The sequence below is a fragment of the Zoogloea sp. genome (assembly GCF_023150065.1).
In the GTDB taxonomy this organism is placed as follows: domain Bacteria; phylum Pseudomonadota; class Gammaproteobacteria; order Burkholderiales; family Rhodocyclaceae; genus Zoogloea.
In genome coordinates this window covers 13,851-37,004 of the sequence record NZ_JAKLLN010000032.1, presented here as the reverse complement: position 1 = coordinate 37,004, position 23,154 = coordinate 13,851, and the positions used below count along the sequence as shown (strand labels likewise).

Annotated in this window: 23 protein-coding genes; 10 read left to right on the top strand and 13 right to left on the bottom strand. The window is 62.7% G+C overall.

What is annotated here, in order from left to right:
• Positions 1 to 132: 132 nt before the first annotated feature.
• Complete coding sequence (locus tag L6Q67_RS22180) at positions 133 to 684, bottom strand: RNA pyrophosphohydrolase (RefSeq protein ID WP_296575143.1); 552 nt, start codon at positions 682 to 684, stop codon at positions 133 to 135.
• Between the two features lie 156 nt (positions 685 to 840).
• Between L6Q67_RS22180 and L6Q67_RS22175 the strand changes: the two genes are divergently transcribed.
• Positions 841 to 2,559, top strand: a complete 1,719-nt coding sequence (locus L6Q67_RS22175; protein ID WP_296575140.1) for a proline--tRNA ligase — start codon at positions 841 to 843, stop codon at positions 2,557 to 2,559.
• Positions 2,560 to 2,562: 3 nt separating this feature from the next.
• Positions 2,563 to 3,192 (top strand): lytic transglycosylase domain-containing protein, encoded by a 630-nt coding sequence (locus L6Q67_RS22170; protein WP_296575138.1) that lies wholly within the window; start codon positions 2,563 to 2,565, stop codon positions 3,190 to 3,192.
• Between the two features lie 67 nt (positions 3,193 to 3,259).
• Here the strand turns inward: L6Q67_RS22170 and mnmA are convergent, their stop codons facing one another.
• From mnmA to L6Q67_RS22155, 3 genes are read right to left on the bottom strand one after another with little or no spacing between them, the layout of a single operon-like run.
• Positions 3,260 to 4,372: a tRNA 2-thiouridine(34) synthase MnmA gene (mnmA, locus tag L6Q67_RS22165; RefSeq protein ID WP_296575135.1), complete on the bottom strand. Its 1,113-nt coding sequence runs from the start codon at positions 4,370 to 4,372 to the stop codon at positions 3,260 to 3,262.
• Positions 4,362 to 4,922: a hypothetical protein gene (locus tag L6Q67_RS22160; RefSeq protein WP_296575126.1), complete on the bottom strand. Its 561-nt coding sequence runs from the start codon at positions 4,920 to 4,922 to the stop codon at positions 4,362 to 4,364. Before L6Q67_RS22160 ends, mnmA begins: the two co-directional genes overlap by 11 nt.
• Complete coding sequence (locus L6Q67_RS22155) at positions 4,919 to 5,380, bottom strand: NUDIX hydrolase (RefSeq protein ID WP_296575149.1); 462 nt, start codon at positions 5,378 to 5,380, stop codon at positions 4,919 to 4,921. Before L6Q67_RS22155 ends, L6Q67_RS22160 begins: the two co-directional genes overlap by 4 nt.
• A gap of 110 nt (positions 5,381 to 5,490) precedes the next feature.
• Between L6Q67_RS22155 and L6Q67_RS22150 the strand changes: the two genes are divergently transcribed.
• From L6Q67_RS22150 to L6Q67_RS22130, 5 genes are all read left to right on the top strand, one after another.
• Entirely contained in the window at positions 5,491 to 6,411 is a 921-nt protein-coding gene (locus L6Q67_RS22150) for a branched-chain amino acid transaminase (protein WP_296575123.1), read from the top strand.
• 17 nt (positions 6,412 to 6,428) lie between these two features.
• Positions 6,429 to 6,629, top strand: a complete 201-nt coding sequence (locus L6Q67_RS22145) for a zinc-finger domain-containing protein (protein ID WP_296575120.1) — start codon at positions 6,429 to 6,431, stop codon at positions 6,627 to 6,629.
• 82 nt (positions 6,630 to 6,711) lie between these two features.
• Complete coding sequence (locus tag L6Q67_RS22140; RefSeq protein ID WP_296575117.1) at positions 6,712 to 7,143, top strand: nuclear transport factor 2 family protein; 432 nt, start codon at positions 6,712 to 6,714, stop codon at positions 7,141 to 7,143.
• A complete protein-coding gene (locus L6Q67_RS22135; RefSeq protein ID WP_296575114.1) occupies positions 7,140 to 8,111 on the top strand; it encodes a hydrolase in 972 nt (323 codons plus the stop codon). The genes L6Q67_RS22140 and L6Q67_RS22135 overlap by 4 nt, the downstream gene beginning before the upstream one ends.
• A gap of 82 nt (positions 8,112 to 8,193) precedes the next feature.
• A complete protein-coding gene (locus L6Q67_RS22130; RefSeq protein WP_296575111.1) occupies positions 8,194 to 9,576 on the top strand; it encodes a phosphomannomutase/phosphoglucomutase in 1,383 nt (460 codons plus the stop codon).
• Between the two features lie 64 nt (positions 9,577 to 9,640).
• Here the strand turns inward: L6Q67_RS22130 and L6Q67_RS22125 are convergent, their stop codons facing one another.
• Positions 9,641 to 10,192, bottom strand: a complete 552-nt coding sequence (locus L6Q67_RS22125; RefSeq protein WP_296575108.1) for an NUDIX domain-containing protein — start codon at positions 10,190 to 10,192, stop codon at positions 9,641 to 9,643.
• 5 nt (positions 10,193 to 10,197) lie between these two features.
• Complete coding sequence (alaS, locus tag L6Q67_RS22120; protein ID WP_296575105.1) at positions 10,198 to 12,822, bottom strand: alanine--tRNA ligase; 2,625 nt, start codon at positions 12,820 to 12,822, stop codon at positions 10,198 to 10,200.
• A 147-nt stretch (positions 12,823 to 12,969) separates the two neighbouring features.
• Between alaS and L6Q67_RS22115 the strand changes: the two genes are divergently transcribed.
• A complete protein-coding gene (locus tag L6Q67_RS22115) occupies positions 12,970 to 13,521 on the top strand; it encodes a cob(I)yrinic acid a,c-diamide adenosyltransferase (RefSeq protein WP_296575101.1) in 552 nt (183 codons plus the stop codon).
• A gap of 33 nt (positions 13,522 to 13,554) precedes the next feature.
• Here L6Q67_RS22115 and murI read toward each other — a convergent pair whose 3' ends face one another.
• From murI to queG, 3 genes are all read right to left on the bottom strand, one after another.
• Entirely contained in the window at positions 13,555 to 14,364 is an 810-nt protein-coding gene (murI, locus tag L6Q67_RS22110; protein ID WP_296575097.1) for a glutamate racemase, read from the bottom strand.
• 67 nt (positions 14,365 to 14,431) lie between these two features.
• Positions 14,432 to 15,133, bottom strand: coding sequence for a hypothetical protein (locus L6Q67_RS22105; RefSeq protein WP_296575095.1), 702 nt, complete (start codon positions 15,131 to 15,133; stop codon positions 14,432 to 14,434).
• Positions 15,134 to 15,214: 81 nt separating this feature from the next.
• The gene (gene queG / locus L6Q67_RS22100) at positions 15,215 to 16,312 is read right to left on the bottom strand and encodes a tRNA epoxyqueuosine(34) reductase QueG (protein ID WP_296575092.1); all 1,098 of its coding nucleotides are present in this window, start codon (positions 16,310 to 16,312) and stop codon (positions 15,215 to 15,217) included.
• Between the two features lie 30 nt (positions 16,313 to 16,342).
• Here queG and tsaE point away from each other — a divergent pair, with 30 nt between their 5' ends.
• Together tsaE and L6Q67_RS22090 are read left to right on the top strand one after the other, a co-directional pair.
• Positions 16,343 to 16,807, top strand: coding sequence for a tRNA (adenosine(37)-N6)-threonylcarbamoyltransferase complex ATPase subunit type 1 TsaE (gene tsaE, locus L6Q67_RS22095; RefSeq protein WP_296575146.1), 465 nt, complete (start codon positions 16,343 to 16,345; stop codon positions 16,805 to 16,807).
• Positions 16,808 to 16,824: 17 nt separating this feature from the next.
• A complete protein-coding gene (locus L6Q67_RS22090) occupies positions 16,825 to 18,180 on the top strand; it encodes an N-acetylmuramoyl-L-alanine amidase (protein WP_296575089.1) in 1,356 nt (451 codons plus the stop codon).
• Positions 18,181 to 18,207: 27 nt separating this feature from the next.
• Here L6Q67_RS22090 and L6Q67_RS22085 read toward each other — a convergent pair whose 3' ends face one another.
• The 4 genes from L6Q67_RS22085 to L6Q67_RS22070 all read right to left on the bottom strand — a co-directional run bounded on the left by L6Q67_RS22085 (position 18,208) and on the right by L6Q67_RS22070 (position 23,065).
• Positions 18,208 to 20,565: an ATPase, T2SS/T4P/T4SS family gene (locus L6Q67_RS22085; protein WP_296575086.1), complete on the bottom strand. Its 2,358-nt coding sequence runs from the start codon at positions 20,563 to 20,565 to the stop codon at positions 18,208 to 18,210.
• A gap of 102 nt (positions 20,566 to 20,667) precedes the next feature.
• Positions 20,668 to 21,438 (bottom strand): 3',5'-cyclic-nucleotide phosphodiesterase, encoded by a 771-nt coding sequence (locus tag L6Q67_RS22080; RefSeq protein ID WP_296575084.1) that lies wholly within the window; start codon positions 21,436 to 21,438, stop codon positions 20,668 to 20,670.
• Positions 21,439 to 21,589: 151 nt separating this feature from the next.
• On the bottom strand, positions 21,590 to 22,270 hold the full coding sequence (locus L6Q67_RS22075; protein ID WP_296575078.1) for an FHA domain-containing protein: 681 nt from the start codon (positions 22,268 to 22,270) through the stop codon (positions 21,590 to 21,592).
• A 24-nt stretch (positions 22,271 to 22,294) separates the two neighbouring features.
• A complete protein-coding gene (locus L6Q67_RS22070; protein ID WP_296575075.1) occupies positions 22,295 to 23,065 on the bottom strand; it encodes a protein phosphatase 2C domain-containing protein in 771 nt (256 codons plus the stop codon).
• Positions 23,066 to 23,154: the final 89 nt, after the last annotated feature.

Here is a 23,154-nt window from a genome sequence, read left to right as displayed (position 1 = left end):
TCTCCTCCCATTGTGCCTACATCACAAACCGGGACCGCACCAGCAGCCCCGGCCATCACCTCACCCTGAAGGGGCGAAAGACCGACAACCTGAATTGTCAGACCAGCAAGCACTCTCCAAGTTTCCGCGCGATCACAACGACGCTGGCGGCTCGGTGCTGTCTGGCGACGAATCAAACATCCGGTAGCTGTCCGGAATCTCGAACAGCCGATCCCGGAACAACAGCCGGGCAAGCTCCAGCAGGGCGGACTGATATACGCCCCGCTTGAACTCGATCACGGCCTCCAGCGGGACCCAGTAGTAACTCCAGCGCCAGGCATCGAATTCAGGGTGATTGCTCGCACGCAAACAGACATCGGAGTCGCGCCCCACCAAGCGGAGCAGAAACCAGATCTGTTTCTGCCCCCGATAGGTGTTTCGCCACTCACGCTTGATCCAGTGCTTGGGAACGTCATAGCGCAACCAGCCGCGTGTGCGGCCGATGATGCGGACGTGCTCAGGCTTCAAGCCGACTTCTTCGAAGAGCTCACGGTACATGGCCTGTTCCGGCGATTCGCCGTGCTTGATTCCGCCTTGCGGAAACTGCCAGGAATGTTCTCGTATCCGTTTGCCCCAGAAAACTTCGTTGCGCGCATTCACCAGAATGATGCCGACGTTAGGCCGATAGCCTTCACGGTCGAGCATGGTGCAACCTTTAATTCATGAACTGGCCGGAATTCTTCCACATTTCCCCCTGTCGTGAAAGAACAACGCCCTGATTCGGTGCGCCACGCGACAAGCGCTGCCAGTCAGCCCTGTGCACGGTAAAATCGCAGGCTGTACTTTCAACGGATCCGGTCCATGCGTGCCTCACAGTTCTTCCTCTCCACCCTCAAGGAAGCCCCGTCCGACGCCGAAGTCATCAGTCACAAGCTCATGATGCGAGCCGGCCTGATCAAGCGGCTTGCCGGTGGTATCTACACCTGGATGCCCCTTGGCCTTCGTGCACTGCGCAAGGTGGAAGCCATTGTGAAGGAAGAGATGAACCGTGCCGGCGCGATCGAATTGCTGATGCCAGCCGTCCAGCCTGCCGAACTCTGGCAGGAGTCCGGGCGCTGGGATTTCTACGGCCCCGAGCTGCTGCGCTTCAAGGACCGCCATGACCGCGATTTCGTCATCGGCCCGACCCACGAAGAAGTCATCACCGACGTCGTGCGTCGTGACCTGAGGAGCTACCGGCAGCTGCCCAAGCACTTCTACCAGGTGCAGATGAAGTTCCGCGACGAGATCCGGCCGCGCTTTGGCGTGATGCGTGGACGTGAATTCCTGATGAAGGACGGCTACTCCTTCCACAGCTCCTTCGAGGATCTGCAGCGGGAATACCGCAACATGTATGACACCTACCACCGCATCTTCAACCGTCTCGGCCTGAAGTTCCGCGCGGTGGCGGCCGACACTGGCTCCATCGGTGGCACGGGCTCCCATGAATTCCACGTCATCGCCGAAACCGGGGAAGACGACATCGCCTACTGCCCCACGTCCGACTACGCCGCCAACGTGGAGTTGGCCGAGGCCCTGGCGCCCACCAGCCCGCGGCCGTCCGCAACCGCAGCCCTGACCAAGGTGCACACGCCGGGCGTGAAGACCATTGACGAGCTGGCTGCGTTCCTGAAGGTGTCTGCCACGAGCACGGTCAAGGCCATCGTCGTGGACGGTGACGACAGCATCGGCAACAAGCCGGTACTGCTGCTGCTGCGTGGCGATCACGAGCTGAACGAAGTGAAGGCCCAGAAGATCACCGGCGTGAAGAACCCGCTGACCTTCGCCTCCCCGGCCGCCATTCTTGCCGCATTCGGCGCCAACGCAGGCTCGCTGGGCCCGGTGGGTTTTGCAGGCCGCGTGGTCATGGACCGCAGCGTAGCCGCCATGGCCGACTTCATCACCGGCGCCAATGAGGACGATCATCACTACACCGGCGTGAACATCGGCCGTGACTTCCCCGAGGCCGAGGTGGCCGACCTGCGCAACGTGGTGGCCGGCGACCCCTCGCCCGACGGCCAGGGCAGCCTGGAGATCTGCCGCGGCATCGAAGTCGGTCACATTTTCCAGCTCCGCACCAAGTACGCCGAAGCCCTCAACTGCAAGTTCCTCAACGAGCAGGGCAAGGAGCAGATCATGGAGATGGGCTGTTACGGCATCGGCGTCTCCCGCATCCTGGGCGCGGCCATCGAGCAGAACAACGACGCCCGCGGCATCATCTGGCCGGACGCCATCGCCCCCTTCCAGGTCGCCATCGTCCCCATGGGCTATGCCAAATCGGATGCGGTGCGCGATGCAGCCAACGCCCTCTACGCGGAACTTCTCGCAGCCGGCATCGATGCTTTCCTGGACGACCGGGACGAGCGTCCGGGCTCCCTGCTGGCCGACAACGAGCTGATCGGTACGCCCCATCGGGTGGTTATCGGTGATCGCGGCCTGAAGGAAGGCGTGGTCGAATACCAGGGGCGTCGTGACACTGAAGCCACCAAGCTGGCCGTCAGCGAAGTGGCCAGCCTCGTCATCGGCAAGCTGAAGGGCTGACCCATGGCAGCACTCCGCCGCACCCTCGCCTCAAGCCTCCTCGCCCTGCTGTTGGTGGGAGCAGCCACGGGGGTGCGGGCAGGCAATCAGCAGTACCAGCCCCTCGCCGCCAGCGTGCAGGCCGCCCTGCACGCTGCCGTGGCAGATCAGGCACCGCTGGATGCCAGCTTTCAGCGCTCGGCAGAGCGGGCCCGCTGGCTGTCCGAGATGTCCCAGCGCCTGGCCAGGCGCATACCGGATGAAACCTATCGCTCGGAACTGCTGCGCGCAGTGCACTATGAAGCCAGCCGGGCAGGTCTCGATCCACAGCTCGTACTCGGCCTGATCCAGGTGGAAAGCGGCTTCAAGAAATACGCTGTTTCCTCGGTCGGAGCTCGCGGCTACATGCAGGTCATGCCCTTCTGGGCACGCCTCATCGGCACCGAGGACACCAACCTCTTCCACATGCGCACCAACCTGCGCTTCGGATGCACGATCCTGCGCCACTACCTGGACATCGAGAAAGGTGATCTCTTCCGCGCCCTTGGCCGTTACAACGGCAGTCTGGGCAAGGCCGAGTACCCGAACATGGTTCGGGCTGCCTGGGAGCACAACTGGTCCTACCCCAGCTACCGACTGGCCCAGAACCCTTGAGCCAGAGCTGCAAACAAAAAACGGGCGCCTCACAGAAGGCGCCCGTTTCTCATTCCAGCACGGCGGATCACCCCACGATGATTCCGCCGCCGAGGCAGACCCGGCTTTCATAAATCACCACGCTCTGCCCCGGTGTCACCGCCCACTGGGGCTGGGCAAAGGCAATCTCGGCCCGCCCGCCCGCCAGCTCATCGATCTCGCAAGGCGCATCCGGTGTGCGATAGCGCGGCTTGGCGGTGTAAACCCAGTGGGTGCGCGGGTCCCGGCCCGACACCCAGGACAGGTCAGCCGCAATCATCCGGTCCTTGAGCAAAGCCGGATGATCGTGCCCTTGCACAACGTACAGCACGTTGCTGGCCACATCCTTGACTGCGGCATACCAGGCGTCGTGATCCCCGGCATCGTCCTGATTGCCCTTGATGCCACCGATCAGCAAGCCCTTGCGCTGGCCGATGGTGTGATGCATCAAACCCTGGTGCTGACCGATGACCTTGTTGCCATCCAGGGTGCGGATCTCCCCCGGCCTGGCAGGCAGATAGCGGGACAGGAACTCCCGGAAGGGCCGCTCGCCAATGAAGCAGATCCCGGTGGAGTCCTTCTTGGCGTGCACATGCAGGCCGGCGGCCTCGGCCATCTTGCGCACATCACGCTTGTACAGATGACCGATCGGAAACAGGGTCCTGGACAGCTGCGCCTGGTTCAGGCGGTACAGGAAGTAGCTCTGATCCTTGGTGCCGTCCTCGGCCTTCAGGAGCTGATACTCCGTGCGCCCGTCATTAGTCCATTCGCGCACCTGCGCGTAGTGGCCCGTGGCAATGCGGTCGGCGCCCAGGGCCATGGCGTGATCCAGGAAAGCCTTGAACTTGATCTCGGAGTTGCACAGGATGTCCGGATTCGGCGTACGCCCGGCCTCGTACTCCCGGAGGAAATCGGCGAACACCCGATCCTTGTACTCCTTCGAGAAGTTGACGACCTCCAGTTCGATGCCCAGCACATCAGCCACCGATACCACATCAACCAGGTCCTCCCGGGTCGAACAGTATTCGCTGTCGTCATCATCTTCCCAGTTCTTCATGAACAGGCCGACCACGTCGTAGCCCTGCTGCTTCAGCAACAGGGCCGCCACAGACGAATCCACTCCGCCGGACATGCCGACAACGACTTTTTCCTTACGAGACATTCGGTCCTTCTCCATCCAGCCAGTCTTCCAGGGGTAACACCACGGCCGGATCGCCATGCTCCCCGAACCACGAATCCACAACAAAACGCGCCCCGCTCTCGGGCCCATCCCCACTCTTCTCGCGAATCGCCGCAGAGAAATGCTGGGCCACCAGCCAGCGCACCCGGCGCTGGATCGGCTCCACCACGTGGAAACGCAGCAGCCCGCGTCCTTCAATCATGCGCAGGAAACCCGAAGTCGTCTCCGCATGATCAATGCAGTCCATCATTCCATGGACGCCGTCATCAAGGAAGTCTCCAGGGCGATCCGCCTGGATCGGCGACTGCTCACCCGCCCACAAGTAGAGCTGGCCGACCACCTGCGACAGAATCGCCCGCTCGGCCACGGGCGTATCCGCCAAGCCCAGCCGCCCCCCAAGCTCGGTGAGCCTGACTTCCGAAAACGTCACCTCCTGCCGGGCGAGGCAGCCATAGTTGAAGCAGACCGTTGCCTGCTCGTCCGCCAGGGCGAGGCCCGCCCATAGCAGCAGCACGGCAAGCAGGCCTTTCATGAGGCGTCGTAATGGCGGATGAGATCGAGCGGATATCTCCGCCCGGCAAGATAGTCCTCGCAACACTGCAGGATCAGCGGGCTGCGATGGCGCTCCCGCGTCACCTTCAGTTCGTCAAGCGTCATCCACAGCGCGCGCACGATTCCGGCGTCCAGCACTCGCTCGGGCTCAAAACCGCACAACTCGCCCCCAAACGCAAAGCGCAGGTAGGTCACATCACCGGCCGGCCGCGGCCACTGGTAGATACCGACCAGAAAGGACGGACGGAACACGTGCGCCGTCTCCTCCAGCGCCTCACGCGCCGCTGCGGCCACCAGTGACTCCCCCAGCTCGAGATGGCCAGCAGGCTGATTGAAACGCAGACCGTCCTCGGTCTCTTCCTCCACCAGCAAGAAGCGCCCTTCGCGCTCCACCACGGCCGCCACCGTGACATTCGGTTTCCAGGTCCTCATGGCGATCCTGCACGCAAAGCGCGCATTTTACCCCCTTCCGGGCAACGGTCCGCAGCTGCTCGGAATGAGCTAGAATCGGGGGTTTGAATTCACTGATTCAGCTGGAGATCCCAATAATGTCAATGGCAGACCGCGACGGTTTCATCTGGTACGACGGCAAACTCGTGCCGTGGCGTGAAGCGACCACCCACGTGCTCACCCACTCCCTCCACTACGGCCTGTCCGTGTTCGAGGGTGTCCGCGCGTACAACACCGTCAAGGGCACGGCGATCTTCCGCCTCGCCGAGCACACCCAGCGCCTGCTCAACTCCGGCAAGATCTACATGATGAACATTCCTTACTCCAAGGAAGTTCTCATGGAAGCGCAACTGGAAGTCGTGCGCGTCAACAAGCTCGAAAGCTGCTATCTCCGTCCGATCGCCTTCTATGGCTCCGAAAAGATGGGCATCTCCACCAAGGGCGCGACCGTGCACGTTGCCATCGCCGCCTGGCCCTGGGGCGCCTACCTGGGTGAAGACGGCCTGCAGCGCGGCATCCGGGTGAAGACCTCGTCCTTCGCCCGTCACCACGTCAACGTCACCATGCCCCGCGCCAAGCTGGCCTCCACCTACGCCAACTCCATCCTGGCCAACCTGGAAGCCACCGAAGCCGGCTACGACGAAGCCCTGCTGCTGGACACCAACGGCTTTGTCGCCGAAGGCGCCGGCGAGAACCTCTTCGTGATCAAAGACGGCGCCATCTACGAACCCGAGATTGCCTCCGCCCTCACCGGCATCACCCGCAGCTCGATGATCCAGGTGGCCAAGGAGTTCGGTCTGGAAGTGATCTCCAAGCGCATCACCCGCGACGACATCTACATCGCTGACGAAGCCTTCTTCACCGGCACGGCAGCCGAAGTCACTCCGATCCGCGAACTCGACGGCCGCGTCATCGGCGAAGGCTCCCGCGGCCCGATCACCGAGAAGCTGCAGTCCCGCTTCTTCGAGATCGTGAACGGCAAGGCTCCCGAATACGAACACTGGCTGTCATTCATCTAAGATCCCAGGAGAGATCCATGCCCGAGAATCAGGACAAGACCAAGCCGATCGAAGTCACGGCCAAGGCGCTTCCGCTCCACTGCCCGATGCCTGATGCGCCCCTTTGGGCAAGGCACCCCCGCGTGTTCCTGGACGTGACCTCCGAAGGCAAGGCCACCTGCCCGTATTGCGGCGCCCAGTATGTCTTTACCGGCGAACTGCCGAAGGGACATCACTGAGTTCCGACACAGGCTTAGGCCGGCACGGGGGCGGTAACGCCCCCGTGTCACGTCCAGATCTCCTCCCCGGAAACGCCTCTCCATGAGCACTCCGATCTTCACCACCCCCGACGAAGCCGAAGCCGCCTTTTACGCCGCGCTGGCCCACGCCGATCTCGACCGCATGATGGCTGTCTGGTCGGAGGATGACGAAGTGGTCTGCGTGCACCCCGGCAGCATCCGCCTGATCGGGCTGGTCGCCATCCGCGAATCCTGGCGCCAGCTGTTCGCCAGCGGCGCCCGCATCACCGTCAGCGCCACTCACCCGGTGCACTGGTCAAACCTGATGACCGCGGTGCATACCGTCCATCAGCATGTCCATGTGGAAGGAGACGATCGCCTCCATCCGCCGATCATCGCCACCAACGTCTTCGCCCGGGGCGCCCTGGGCTGGAAGATGGTGATGCATCACGCCTCACCCGCGCCCGACATGGACAACCTGCACAGCAACGACAGCCCCCACGTCATCCATTGACGTCGTTGACGGCCCCCTACAGCGCCCCCCGCTGGCTCCCCGGCGGTCACGCCCAAACCATCTGGCCCCTTTTCCGCAAGGGCTCCTCACCGCCTCTCCGGCGCGAGCGCTGGGACACGCCCGACGGAGATTTCATCGATCTGGACTGGCTGCCCCATCAGCCGGGTGCGCCGCTCGTGGTGCTTTTCCACGGTCTTGAGGGCTCCAGCCAATCCCCCTACGCCCGCAGCCTGATGCGCATGCTCACGCGCATGGGCTGGAACGGAGTTGTTCCCCATTTTCGCGGCTGCTCCGGCGAGCCCAACCGGCTGCCCCGGGCCTATCACTCCGGCGATGCCGACGAGATCGGCTGGATCCTGGAAAGGCTGGCCTCCCTGCACCCACTGACGCCACGCTACGCTGCTGGCGTTTCCCTGGGCGGCAACGCCCTGCTCCTGTGGCTCGGCACCCGGGGCCTTGATGCCTGCCGGACGCTCCACGCTGCCGCAGCCATCTGCCCGCCCCTCGATCTGACCGCCGCGGGGCACAACCTGGGCAAAGGCTTCAACCGCCTCTACACCCGACACTTTCTGGCAACCCTCAAGCACAACGCCGCCGCCAAGCTGCGCCAGCACCCCGAGCTGTTCGACCTCCAGGCCATGCTGCGGGCCACCAACCTCTACGAATTCGACAACCTCGTCACTGCTCCCCTGCACGGCTTTCGCAACACGGATGACTACTGGCACCAGGCATCGAGCAAACCCCACCTGGAGGGAGTGTGCGTTCCCACCCTGGTGATCAATCCCCTGAACGACCCGTTCCTGCCCCCCAACTTCCTGCCCACCCGCGAGGAAGTCTCCTCCTTCGTCACCCTCGAACAACCCACCGACGGTGGCCACGTGGGTTTTGTCTCCGGCGGGTGGCCAGGGCACCTGGACTGGCTGCCCGGGCGCCTGGTGCAATTTTTCACGGCTGGCCACAATTCCTGAACCCCCTTCCACCTGAAGATGGGGGTGTCATGGTGCACCGCGTATAATCCAGCGTTCATTTTCCAGAAGCGGAGCCTCCAGCATGTTTGTCCCTGCCCCCGAGATCTTCAAGGCCTATGACATTCGTGGCATCGTCGACAAGACACTGACCGCTGAAGCCGTCCGTGCCATCGGCCATGCCCTCGGCTCTGAAGCCGTCGCACGTGGCCAGAAGGCCATCGCCGTCGGCCGTGATGGCCGTCTTTCCGGGCCGGAGCTGGCCGGCGCCCTGTCCGACGGCATCCGCGCCGCTGGCGTCGACGTGGTGGACGTGGGCTGCGTGCCGACCCCCCTGACCTACTTCGCGGCATACGAGCTGGGCACGAACTCCTGCGTCTCCGTCACCGGCAGCCACAACCCCCCCGATTACAACGGCCTGAAAATGGTCCTCGGCGGCCAGACACTTTTCGGCGAACTGATCCAGGCCCTGCGGCAGCGCATCATCGATGGCAACCTGGTCCATGCCGCAGTTCCGGGCAAACTCACCCAGGCCAACGTCGTGCCCGCCTACGTAAACAAGATCGTCGGTGACGTGAAGCTCGCCCGCCCGATGAAGGTCGTCATGGACTGCGGCAACGGTGTGGCCGGCGCCGTTGCGCCGGAGCTCTTCAAGCGCCTCGGCTGCGAACTGGTCGAGCTGTTCTGCGAAGTGGATGGCAACTTCCCCAACCACCACCCTGACCCGTCCAAGCCCGAAAACCTGGCCGACGTGATCCGCGCCCTGAAGGAAACCGACGCCGAGATCGGCCTCGCCTTCGATGGCGACGGCGACCGCCTGGGTGTGGTGACCAAGGACGGCGAGATCATCTATCCCGACCGCCAGCTGATGCTGTTTGCCGAAGACGTGCTCACCCGCGTTCCCGGTGGCGAGATCATCTATGACGTGAAGTGCACCCGCAACCTGGCTGGCTGGATCAAGGCCCGCGGCGGCAAACCCACCATGTGGAACACCGGCCATGCCCTGGTCAAGGCCAAGCTCAAGGAAACCGGCGCCCCGCTGGCCGGCGAGATGAGCGGCCACGTGTTCTTCAAGGAGCGCTGGTACGGGTTTGACGACGGCCTCTACACCGGCGCCCGCCTGCTGGAAATCGTCTCCCGCCAGCCCGACGCCAACCCGGTGCTCAAAAACCTCCCCAACGCCATCTGCACGCCCGAGCTGAACATCAAGATGAACGAAGGCGAGCCCTTCGCCCTGGTGGACAAGCTCAAGGCCGAGGCCCGCTTCGAGGGCGCCGAGAGCCTGCTGACCATCGACGGCGTACGGGTCGAATACGCCGACGGCTTCGGCCTGGCCCGCCCGTCCAACACCACCCCGGTGGTCGTGCTGCGCTTCGAAGCCGACAGCGAGGCTGCCATCGCCCGCATCCAGGCCGACTTCCGCCGCGCCATCGAAGCCGTGTGGCCGGGCGTTAAGCTGCCCTTCTGATCGCCTCCCGATCAATGCAAACGGGCCACCCGAGGGTGGCCCGTTTGCATTGGATCACGCCGCTTCAGATGTCGGCATGGGCATACAGATTGCCCTCGACCACCTCCGGCAAGGGCAAACCCTCGCGCAGCATCCAGTCACGCACCGCCTGCCCGGTGGCCTGGGGCCAGGGCCTCAGTTGCTCCGGGCGGACCAGGCGAAACTCGGCCAGCTCCTCGTTGAGGCGGATCTCCCCTCTGGCCTTCACGTGATAGCCGATGAGGATCTCGTTTTTGCGGAAGAAGGGATAGACCCCGAGCAAAGAGACCGACTCGGTATCGAGATTGACCTCTTCCTTCACTTCCCGGGCCACCGCATCGTCGGGAGATTCGCCTTTCTCGAGAAAACCGGTAACCAGGGCAAACATCAGCTCCGGCCAGGCATGATTGCGCGCCAGCAGGATCGCCCCGCCCTGATCGACACACTCGATCACGGCCGCCACCACCGGCAGAGGGTTATCCCACCGGACGAAACCACAGCCCGGCGAATAGCAGAGTTGGCGCTCCGCCCCTGCGAGCGCCCCCCACTCCAGGGGGCTTCCGCAATCCGGGCAGAAACGCCATTCCTTTTGCGTCATCGCTGTCAGCCCAGCTTGGTGCCAACCCAGGCCACAACGGACGCCAGGGCCGCCGGAAGCGCTGCCGCGTCAGTGCCACCCGCCTGGGCCATGTCGGGGCGACCGCCGCCCTTGCCACCCACCTGCTGGGCCACCATATTCACCAACTCGCCGGCCTTCACCTTGGCGGTGAGGTCAGCGGTGACACCCGCGATCAGGCTGACCTTGCCCTCGCTGACGCTGGCCAGCACCACGGCGGCGCTCCCCAGCTTGTCCTTCAGCTTGTCGAGGGTCTCCCGCAGGGTTGCCACATCGGCGCCCTCCTGCGTGGCGGCCAGCACCTTGGCCCCCGCCACGTCCACCGCCTGGCTGATGAGATCGTCACCCTGGCTGGCAGCGAGCTTGCTCTTCAGGCGGGCGAGCTCCTTTTCCAGCGCCTTCACATTGTCCATCACCTGCAGCACGCGGCTCAGCACCTCCTGCGGCTGGGCCTTCAGGGCGCCGGTGATGCCTTCAAGCAGGGTCTGCTGCTGCTGCACCAGCCCCACCGCCACGTCACCGCACACCGCCTCGATACGGCGCACGCCAGCGGCCACACCGCCTTCGAGGGTGATCTTGAACAGGCCGATGTCACCGGTACGGGCCACGTGGGTACCACCACACAGCTCCTTGGACGAACCGATGGTCAGCACACGCACTTCGTCGCCGTACTTCTCGCCAAAGAGCATCATCGCGCCGGTCTTCTGGGCGGACTCGATGTCCATCACGGCCGCCTCGGTGGCGGCGTTGGCGATGATCTCGTCGTTGACGATGCGCTCGATCCGGGCGATCTCCGCTGCGCTGACGGGCTGTGTGTGGGCGAAATCGAAACGGGTCTTGTCGGGATCGACTTGCGAGCCCTTCTGCTGCACATGGCTGCCCAGGACTTCGCGCAGGGCCTTGTGCATGAGATGGGTCGCCGAATGGTGGCGCACGGTGCGTGCCCGGGCCTGCAGATCCACCTTGGCGGCCACGCCGTTACCCACGGTGAGCTTGCCCGTACTCACCACGCCATGGTGGCCAAACACGGTGGCCTGGATCTTCTGGGTGTCCTCGACGGCAAAGATGCCATGCACCGAGCGCAGCTCACCGCGGTCACCCACCTGGCCACCGGACTCGGCGTAGAACGGGGTGTCGTCCAGCACCACCACGCCCATGTCACCTTCCACAAGTTCATTGACGGCCACGCCGTCCTTGTAGAGGGCCAGGATGTTGCCCTTGTGCTCGAGGGTATCGTAGCCGTGGAAGGTGGTGGCCGGGCCGTCGTACTCGAGGTTGGCTGCCATCTTGAACTTGCCGGCGGCACGCGCTTGTTCCTTCTGCCGCGCCATGGCCGCATCGAAGGCCGCACTATCGACGGTCACGTCGCGCTCGCGACAGACGTCGGCGGTGAGATCCAGCGGAAAACCAAAGGTGTCGTGGAGCTTGAAAGCGGTCTCGCCGTTGAACACCGTGCTGCCGGCGGCAGCCATGGCCACAAGCTCACCTTCGAGGATGGCCATACCGTTCTCGATGGTGGCAAAGAAGCGGTCCTCCTCCTGCTTGAGGATGTCGGTAACGCGCTGCTGACCGGTCTTCAGCTCGGGATAGGCTTCACCCATCTCGGCCACCAGATCGGGCACCATCTTGTGGAAGAAGGCGGCGCGGGCCCCCAGCTTGTAGCCGTGGCGGATGGCGCGGCGGATGATGCGGCGGAGCACGTAGCCACGGCCTTCGTTGCCGGGGATCACGCCGTCGGCAATCAGGAAGGCGCAGGCGCGGATGTGGTCGGCCAGCACCTTGAGGGACGGGCTGTCCATGTCGGCACCGGAGGTCTCGCGGGCAGCGGCAGCGATCAGCGCCTGAAAGAGATCGATCTCGTAGTTGGCATGCACGCCCTGCAGCACAGCCGAGACGCGCTCGAGGCCCATGCCGGTATCCACGGACGGCTTGGGCAACGGGTGCATCACGCCGGCTTCATCGCGGTTGAACTGCATGAACACGTTGTTCCAGATCTCGATGAAGCGGTCGCCGTCCTCCTCGGGGGAGCCCGGGGGGCCGCCCCAGATGTGCTCGCCGTGATCGTAGAAGATCTCGGTGCAGGGGCCGCAGGGGCCGGTGTCGCCCATCATCCAGAAGTTGTCCGAGGCGTAACGGGCACCCTTGTTGTCGCCGATGCGGATCACCCGTTCGGCCGGAACGCCGATTTCCTTGGTCCAGATGTCATAGGCCTCGTCGTCCTCGGCATAGACGGTGACGGTGAGCTTGTCCTTGGGCAGCTTGAACACGACCGTCAGCAGCTCCCAGGCGTAGTTGATCGCGTCGCGCTTGAAGTAGTCGCCGAAGCTGAAGTTGCCCAGCATCTCGAAAAAGGTGTGGTGGCGGGCGGTGTAGCCCACGTTTTCGAGGTCGTTGTGCTTGCCACCGGCCCGCACGCACTTCTGGGACGTGGTGGCGCGGCTGTAGGGGCGCTTGTCGAAGCCGAGGAAAACGTCCTTGAACTGGTTCATGCCCGCGTTGGTGAACAGCAGGGTCGGGTCTTCGTGGGGCACGAGAGAGCTGGAGGCTACGATCTGGTGGCCCTTGGAGGCGAAGAATTCGAGGAATTTCTGGCGGATTTCGGCGCTTTTCATCGGCGTGTTGTCTCCGGGTGTCTCAAACAGCGACGGTCGGGGATGGGTCAGGTTTCAGAGCCCGAAATTGTAGCATCCCTCCCACTTTCGTCCTGCTGGCTATAATCGGCGCTCCAATAACACCAACTCCTGCAGGAGACAGCACTCATGGGCCACCGCCTTTCCAAGATCTACACCCGCACCGGCGACGCCGGCACCACCGGCCTCGGCAATGGCAACCGGGTATCCAAGAACAGCCTGCGCATCCACACCCTGGGCGAGGTAGACGAAGCCAACGCAGCCATCGGCGTGCTGCTGTGCGAAACCCTGCCTGAAGATGTGCAAACCCTGCTGACCAACGTACAACACGATCTTTTCGATCTGGGCGGCGAAGTGTGCATCCCCGGCATGGAGATGATCACGGCCAAGCAGGTCCAGTACCTGGAAGATGAACTCGATCGTTTCAACGACGATCTGGAGCCCCTGAAGGACTTCATCCTTCCCGGAGGCACCCGTGCCGCGGCCCTGTGCCACCAGGCCCGCACCATCTGCCGGCGGGCCGAGCGGATGATCGTGGCCCTGGGCCAGGAGGAAGCCGTGAATGACGCGCCGCGTCAGTACCTCAACCGCCTGTCGGACCTGCTCTTTGTGCTGGGCCGGGTGCTCAACCGCGCAGGCGGGCGTGGCGACGTGCTGTGGCAGAAACGCAAGAACGCCTGATCAACCAGAGGCTGCCTTCGGGCAGCCTTTTTGTTACCAGTCCACCTTCTCCACCCGGCCCAGGGAACGGCCGAGAAAGCGCTCGCCGATGGTCTGGAAACGCAGGGGGATGTCGGTGACGGTATAGCGATATTCGGGCAGATGCTCCCCTGGATTGGCAATGCCCAGTTCGGCCAGCTTCCGCGCAGCCTGCTCGGCCACCGTGATGGCCGAATCAACCAGACGCACCTCGGGCCCGACGACGTCCTGCACCAAAGGCTTGATCAGGGGGTAATGGGTGCAGCCCAGCACCAGGGTGTCCACATTCTCGGCCAGTACGGGCTTGAGATACTCCTGGGCCGTGAGGCGCGTAACCTCATGCTCCAGCCAGCCCTCCTCAACCAGGGGCACGAAAAGGGGACAAGCCTGGGAGTAGACCCGGACCCCGCCATCGAGCGCATGCATGCGCCGGGCGTAGGCGTTGCTATTGACGGTGGTCGGCGTTCCGATCACGCCAATGGCCCGCGAACGGGACTCCAGCACCGCAGTTCTTGCACCGGCGTCGATCACATCAAGTACCGGAATACTCCCAGCCTTGTCCTTCACCACCTGGGATGCCACCGCTGCCATGGTGTTGCAGGCGATGATGAGCATCTTGACCCCCTGATTGAGGAGGTGATCAGTGATCTGACCGGTAAAGTGCTCGATGGTCGCCACGGATTTGACGCCGTAGGGCACCCGCGCGGTGTCGCCGAAATAGGTAATGCTCTCGAGGGGAAGGCGCTCCATCAGCGCCCGGACGACAGTGAGGCCGCCCACGCCGGAATCGAAGACGCCAATGGGCAACGTGCCGGTATCGGACATGGTATCGGACGAAAATGGGGAGTGCGGATTCTACGCCAGTCGAGCCCCGATAGGCCCACTGCCGGAATCAGTAGCCGAGGCGAGCGACCAGTTCGGCCTCTTCCTCAGGGGTGAAGGCAAACTTGTAGATGGATTTCTCGTCCGGCAGCTCACGCCACTTTCCGCCAATCTCTTTGAGGCGGCTTTCAATGGTGGCGCACGAAAGATGCATCAGCAAGGCCGGCGCCTTGACCCGCTCACACATCCGCTCGCCCCCCATCTGCTTGAATTCAAGCAGCTTTTCGTAGAAATCCCGGTGACGGGGATTGATCTCGATCAGGATGTCGGTACATCCCTTGACCTTGTAGGAATAGATGTAGAGCAGATTGAACAGGGAGGCAATGAGGCGCTTGGAGCGTGCCGACGGATCAATCGCAAAACGCCCGAACTCGCACAGCTTGCGCCCCTGGGAGCGCAGGCGCGCGGCCTCCATGCCGTATGTCTTGTCGAGGGCCAACCCTGCGGGAGAATCAACATTGACTGTCAGCGTGGCATAAACCCTGCCGAACAACTCCGCGTTCATGGTCAGCTGGTTGGGTTCGTCAAGCGAACCCAGTTGCCCGTAGCCACGCCAGGCGTATCGCTTCTGGATGAGCAGTTCGGTCTCGCGGCGGCGTTCGCCATCACGCATCAACATCTTGATGCGGAACTTGTCCTGACGCTCACTGGGCGCGTCGACCTTGGGATCGTCCTCAGCAATGCAAAGTGGATCAAACCGCCATGACTCCATGGCCGTGACTTCCGCAAGGGTTTGCGGCGCACGGTCATCCTGAACGGGGAGTTTGGGCGGTTTTCGAGACATCATCGCTTACTATACCGCGGCTTCCGGACGCGGAATATGGTGTTGTCGCAAAGCCCACAAAACATGCTCCCTGACCATCGGGGACGGATCGTTCCGGCGGGTCTCCAGAGCGGCAACAGCCGTTGGCACGCCAACGGCATTTCCCAGCGCGACCGCAATATTTCGCGACCAGCGCTCGTAACCGATTCTGTATATGGGACTACCTGTCATTCGCTCTTCGAAGATAACTTTCGACCACAGGAATAACTCTACCAGTCCGGCGCCATCAAGCCCATGCCGGGGTGTGAAATCGGACACGGTGGAGCGTCGAGCAAAACGATTCCAGGGGCAAACCAGCTGGCAATCGTCGCACCCGTAGATGCGATTGCCAATCAGCGGCCTGAACTCTTCAGGAATGGAGTCCTTGAGCTCTATCGTCAGATACGAGATGCACCGACGGGCATCGACCTTGTAAGGCGCAACGATCGCACCGGTAGGACATGCGGGAATGCAGGCGGAGCAATCGCCGCAATGGCCGCTCACGGCAACATCAACCGGCAAGGGCAGGTCCGTGTAGATCTCGCCCAGGAAGAAGAAGGAGCCGGCCTGACGGGAAAGCAGCAGCGTGTGCTTGCCACGCCAGCCCAGGCCGGCCTTACTGGCCAAAGCCACCTCCATCACCGGGGCAGAGTCCACGAAGACACGGTATCCATGGGGAACCTCGGCGCTGATCCGGTCGGCCAGGCGCTGCAGGCGAGTGCGCAGCACCTTGTGGTAGTCGCGTCCCAGGGCGTAGCGGGACACATAGGCCTTGTCCGCATCACCCAGCACCGCCAGGGGGTCTTCCCCCTCGCCGAGATAGGACATGCGCACCGACACAACCCGCCGGGTCCCGGGGAGAAGTTCCTCCGGCCGGGTCCGCTTGAGCCCGTGTTTGTACATATAATCCATCTGCCCATGGCAGCCGGCATCCAGCCAGGCCTGCAATCCCGGCTCGACATCCCGGAGATCCGTATCGGCAATCCCGACCTCGTCGAAGCCCAACTCCAGCCCCCACGTCCTGATGTTGGCGGCCAGGGACGCAAGCTCGCCCTGCCAACCGGAAAGATTATCGTGCCCCAAGCTCATTCTGTTGATGATAGCGGTCCGACAGCCCCTCTGCACCTGCTCGATGAAAATGCCACCCTGGCCATGGGCGAGCGACTCGCCCATGGCCTGCCTGCCAGCCTGACGATCTATCTCGTCGGCGACCTCGGAGCGGGAAAGACGACCTTCAGTCGCGGCCTTCTCAGGGGCCTGGGCCACACCGGAAAAGTGAAGAGTCCGACATATACCTTGGTCGAACCGTACAAAGATTCTAGAATAGTCGTATATCACTTTGATTTTTATCGATTCACCCATGCAACCGAGTTTCTTGAAGCAGGCTTGGAGGAGTACTTCCAAGGTGACGGCATCCGCCTCGTGGAATGGCCGGACCGTGCTCACCCCTTTCTCCCCGCTGCCGATCTGGAAATCCGTCTGCAAGTTGATCCCAGCGGTGGGCGTACCCTCACCCTGCGGCCGCTGAGCAGGGAGGGAGAAAAGTGTCTTCAGAATCTGGATACAAGCGCACCACCAACCTGACACCGTCACGCGGAGGCATGCTGACGCGCCGGCGCCTCATCGGGTCGGCCGCCGCAGGTCTGGCGCTGCTGGTCAGCCGTACAGGCATTGGCGCAACACCCGGATCGGTACTGGCCGTACGGGTGTGGCCGGCCAAGGACTACACCCGCATCACCATCGAAAGCCGGGACGCCCTGGTTTTCAACCATCACTCGGTGCGCAATCCGGAGCGTCTGGTGGTGGATCTGGAAGGCCTTGAGCTCAACAGCATCCTGCAGTCCCTGCCCACCAAGATCACCGGACAAGACCCCTACATCCAGCTCATCCGGGCCGGCCGTAACCGCCCGGGTGTCGTACGCCTGGTGATCGAGCTCAAGGCAGAAGTCATTCCCCAGGTCTTCACTCTGAAGCCCATCGGCGAATACGGCCACCGCCTGGTTCTGGATCTCTACCCTGCCGAACCGGTCGATCCGCTGCTGGCCCTCCTGGAAAAGCTCTCTCCCGAGGAAGCCGCGGCAGGCGGGGCGGCACCACCCGCCGTGCCCGAGAAGGCGGAGGAAAAGCCCCCGAGACGGGTCGCGGATGCCGAACGCAAACCCGAACCCCCTCACCGGGAGGCCCCCGCCGAGCGCCCACTCCCCCGCAAGCCCGGCAGCGAAGACGAACCGGCGGTCACCCGGCTGATCACCATTGCCATCGATCCCGGACACGGGGGAGAAGACCCGGGCGCCGTGGGCGCCGCCGGCAGTTACGAGAAGAACGTCACCCTGTCAGTCGGAAGACGCCTGAAAGCGCGCATCGACGCCGAGCCCAACATGCGGGCCATGCTCACCCGCGATGCCGACTATTTCGTACCCCTCCAGCAACGGGTTGCCAAGGCCCGTCGCGTACAGGCCGACCTCTTCGTATCGATCCACGCCGATGCCTTCATCAGCCCGACAGCACGGGGAAGTTCGGTTTTCGTGCTCTCAGACAAGGGGGCATCGAGCACGGCCGCACGCTGGCTGGCACAGAAGGAGAACGCGGCGGATCTGATCGGTGGCGTCAACCTGGGTGTCAAGGACAGCCATCTGGCCCGCACCCTGCTCGACCTGTCCCAGACCGCCGCCATCAATGACAGCCTGAAGGTGGGCAAGGCCGTGCTGGGGGAGCTCGGAGGCATCAACCGGCTCCACAAGGGTGAAGTGGAGCAAGCCAGCTTTGCGGTTCTCAAGGCACCGGACATTCCATCCATCCTCATCGAAACGGCATTCATTTCGAACCCCGAGGAGGAGGCACGCCTGAATGACGAGGCTTACCAGGACCGGATGGCGGAAGCCATCCTGCGCGGACTGCGGCGCTACTTCGCCAAGAATCCGCCCATGTCCAAATCGAAGCTCGCCAGTCTCAACTGAGCCCGGCCCCGCGAGCGGGGCCGTTGTTCAGCGTATGCACACCTTGCGGACCTGCTTCAGGTCGGTGACGCCACCCAGCACCTTTTCGATGCCATCCTGGCGCAGGGTACGCATGCCCTCGTCGAGAGCCGCCGCCAGCAAGGTAGCCACCCGTGCCCGCTCCTGGATCAGCGCCTTGATACGATCAGAGCCGACCATGAGCTCGTGGAGACCGAGCCGCCCCTTGTAACCCGCATTGCACTGGTCACACCCCACAGGCTCATAGAGGGTGAAGCGCCCCTTACTGTCCGCATAGCGCTGGCGCCAGCCCGCCATGATCTGCTCCCGTGCGGCCACGGCGTCCTCCACGAAGGCGGGAGTCTGGCGGAGATCCTCGCAATATTCGTCAAGCATGTGCCGGATCTCATCCTCGCCGGGGTGATAGGCCTTCTTGCATTTACCGCACAGGCGCTTGGCCAGCCGCTGGGCCAGGATACCGAGCAGGGCATCGGCAAAATTGAAGGGGTCCATGCCCATGTCCAGCAGCCGCACAATGGATTCCGGCGCGCTGTTGGTATGCAGTGTGCTGAACACCAGGTGCCCGGTGAGAGAGGCCTCGAGACCAATCGACACGGTTTCCTTGTCCCGCATTTCACCCACCATGATGACGTCGGGGTCGGCACGGAGAAAGGAACGCATCACGGTCGGGAAATCAAGGCCGGCCTTGCGGTTGACCTGCACCTGACGCAGCCCCTTCTGGGTGATTTCCACCGGATCCTCGGCCGTCCAGATCTTGGTCTCCGGGGTATTGATGTGTCCGAGGATGGAATGCAGCGTGGTCGTCTTGCCCGAGCCGGTAGGGCCACAGACGAAGAAGATGCCGTAGGGCTTGGCGATGGTGTGCTGCAAGCGCTCGTAGTTGCCTTCCAGCAGACCCAGCTTGTCCAGGGGCAGCGGCTCACTGTTGGCCAGCAGACGCATGACCACATCTTCCATCCCGCCGGTAGTCGGTACCGTGGCAACGCGCAGTTCGATGTCGAGGGGGCCGAACCGACGGAACTTGATCTTTCCATCCTGGGGCTTGCGGCGCTCCGAGATATCCAGGTCGCACATGATCTTGATGCGCGTGACGATGGGGCTGCGATAGCTTGACGGCACCTCGATGTAGGGCACCAGCGAGCCATCCCGACGAAAGCGGATCTGCGTTTTTTCCTTGCCCGGGCGTGGCTCGATGTGGATGTCGGAAGCCCCTTGCCGATGGGCATCGATGATGATCCGGTTCACCAGCTTGACGAGTTCGTTGTCAGCTGCTGCAGAGACATCCTCGGCGATCGGGTTCCCGTCACCATCATCATCCTGCATGTCCGAGAGGAGGTCGGTGACAGAAGCGTCATCGGTGGTGCTCCCCCCGAAAAACTGGGTAACCGTCTGCTGGAACTCCACCTGGGTAGTGACGCAGAATACAGGCGTGGCTTTCGGGAACACGTTCTGGACGACGCGGGAAGCGATCGCCTGCTCGGGGTCGGTCACCAGCGTCAGGAGCCCATCGGGATTCTCTTCGAGGGGGAGCCACTGGGCCTGCTGCACGTAGTCCTTTTTCAGATTCCTCAGCAGATCCAGCGGCTTGACCCTATCCGGTTTGAAGGGCTCGTAGGGGACGCCAAAGAAGCGCGAGATGGCGCTACCGATATCGACCGGTTTGAGCTTGTAATCGTCGAGCAGCAGCTGCTCAAGGGACATCCCTTGCTCCCGGGCCTGGCTGGTCGCAGCCTCAAGCTCCGCACTGGTGAGTTTGGCATCGTTGACCAGCCCTTCATACTTGGACTTGGGCAGCACCAAGGCATGGCGACGGTGAGCAAAGGCAACCGCCAGGGTCTGCCCCAGGCCCTGGATGCCCTCCTCGGCAATAGCGGAGAAGACTTCTCCGCTGCGGGTGTTGATGAGCTGGATGACCCCCAGCACATCGCCCGTCTCGGCACTGGCGATGGGGGCAACGAGCATCTGATGGCAGCGATAGCCGGTACGCTCATCCACCTCGCGGCGAAACTCCATGCGCATCGAGATGGCCTTGAGCTCCTGCTCGTCGTAGGCGTCATGGATATTGAGCATCTGCCCGGTCAAGGCGACGTAGCCCGCCACGCTGTTCTCGGCGATCGGCAAGCGGATGGTGCGGATGCTGTGCAAGCCTGTCTTGACCCTCGACGAAATGGTCGTCTTGCTCTCGTCGACCACATAGATGGTCAGGCGGTCAGCAGCAAACAAGGAGCAGATGTCCGCCGACAGCTCGAAAATGATCTCGTCGATGTTCTCGGTGGCATGGATGCGGTTGGTAACCGTCTGCAGCCCCTTGAAGAAGGCCAGACGGCTGGCGACATCACTCACACCACTCTTATGAATGCTGCTCATGCTTAGGTCAGTTCCGGAAAAATGGGCCGCGACAGTCGCGGGGCAGAAGACATGAAACAGACTCCAGGGCGGGCTCCCCGTTCCCTGCACCGGGCTCGGATCTCAGAGAGCCAGTTCAAGCCCGTTGTACAGCGCCCGCGGTGAAAAACGGCCGCAGTAACTCAGAATTTCGTCCAGGGTTGTTTGCGCCCGGCTGGGCTTGAGGTGAGTGATCCACACCTCAGGATTCGACTTGATCCGCTCGAGAAAAACCGCCAGCAGGCTCGGGCAGAGATGCCGCGAGGCCAGCGCCAGATCGTGGAGCGCATCGGGAAATGCCGTTTCGACAAGCAGATAACGCAGATCGGGAATGTCGTTGATGGCGGCGATCAGCGGCTCCGAGTAAGTCGTGTCGCCCGAGAAGACGAGGCTGCCCCCCTCACCGGACACCTGGTAGGCCACCGCCGGGACGGTGTGCAGTGCGGGCAGTGCCTTGATCTGCCGCCCATCACCGAGCTTGGCTGTTTCGTCCACCCGCATTTCCTGGAAACGCAGAAAAGGGTTGTGACGATCAGGGATTGAGGAAAAATCCGGCCACACCAGCCAATTGAAAATATGGGAGCGCAGGATGCGCAATGTCTCCGGGGAGCCATGCACGACGATGGGCATGGATCGCGCCTCCCCTACGGTGTCCACCAACAGGGGAATCATCGCGATGTGATCCAGGTGCGCATGGGTGACAAAAACGTGATCGATCTTCAGGAGTTCGTCGTACTCCAGATCGCCTACCCCGGTGCCCGCATCGATCAGGATGTCATGATCGACCAGCAGCGCCGTGGTGCGCTGGTCGCGCCCTCCGATCCCGCCACTGCACCCCAGAACCCGCACCTTCATCTTGTACCCATGAAATTCCGCAAGAGGGGCAACTGGACGGCATGCCCAGACACCGAAATGAGATCCAACACAAGTGCAACAGAATACGATCCGGCGAAGACAATCGGCGTCAGAAATGTCACGTTCCAGTACCGCAGTCTTGCGATCGCCATTACTGCTGGGCGGTCTGGGAGAAAAACTCCATCTTGACGCCGGCGATCTCGATTATGTCATGATCATTGAGGCGATGTGCCTGGGCATCCAGGGAGTGACCATTGACCACCGGAAATACCGTGCCTTCCACATGGGTGATGAAATAGCCATGGGGGCGACGGGTGATCACTGCCACCTGGGTGCCCGGCTTTCCCAGTGTGGTCAGGGATTTGGACAGCTCCAGCGTCCGGCCCGCATGGGTTCCGCTTAGGATCTGGATCATGCCGACAACGTTGCTGGGAGGTGCCATCGTAGGCTCGCCGGACGGAGCCGCGGCGCTGGCTGCGGACGCCTCGACCGATACCGCAGAACCAAAGGCCATCGCCTCATCCTGCTCGGACGCTCCTGCACTGTGCTCGGTGAGAAACTTCAGACGATACTTGCCCAATTCAACCACGTCGTTGTTCTGGAGGACGTGCTTCTTGACCGGCTGGCCGTTCACGTACGTGCCATTGGTGCTGTTCAGATCTTCGAGGAAGGCATCGTTCTGGATGGTCACGATCGCCGCATGCTCACCACTGATTGCCAGATTGTCGATCTGGATATCGTTGTGGGGCTTGCGGCCAATGGTCGTGCGCTCCTTCTCGAGAGGCATTTCCTTCAGCACCAGACCATCCATGCTCAAAATCAACCTGGGCATTGCTTTTCCTATCCGAAACCAGCCTTAACCGAGCTCCGTGCCAAGCCGCACGGAGGCACAAGACGACACCACGACAACCGACACATTATCCATCCCACCCCGATCATTAGCCAGATCGACCAGGTGCTTGGCCGCCACCTGGGGGCTTGCGCCAAGCGTCGCCAGGATCTCGGCGATATCCACATCGGGCACCATGTCGGTCAGGCCATCGGAGCACAGGAGGTAATGATCATTGGGTTCGACCGCAAATGCACCCACGTCCGGAACGACCTCCGCCTCCACGCCGATCGCCCGGGTCAACAAGCCGCGCAGCGCCGGAGGCCCCTCGGATGCGGCCCCAATCATGCCCGCGTCGCACCGCGCCCGCAACACACTGTGATCACGGGTAAGACATTCGAGCACGTCTCCACGCAAGCGGTAGAGGCGTGAATCACCGACATTGGCCACCAGCAGCACTCCATCGGCCCGAAAACAGCCCGCCACCAACGTGCTGCCCATGCCCCGCAAACCGGGGTCCCGACGACCCGCCATGAAAACAGCGCGATTGGCGAGATGTGCAGCATGGCGCAGATCGTCCTCGACCAGCATTCCTTCCTCGACGGCGTGCAGGCGATCCATCCAGGTCAGCACGGCCATCCTGGCGGCTTCGGCCCCGCCGGCATGCCCTCCCATTCCGTCGGCCAGGACGGCAAGGCCTCGCGTCTCGTCACAGGCCACGCAGTCCTCGTTGCGCAGGCGCACCTGCCCAACATGGGACACCATCGCCATCCGCCAGCTAGCACTGCCTTTGCTCACACTCAACCTTCAGCCGTAACCGGAGTGACTTTACCCGAAGCAGCTACGCAACAATCACCGCAAAGCTGCTTCACAAATAAAAACCGCGC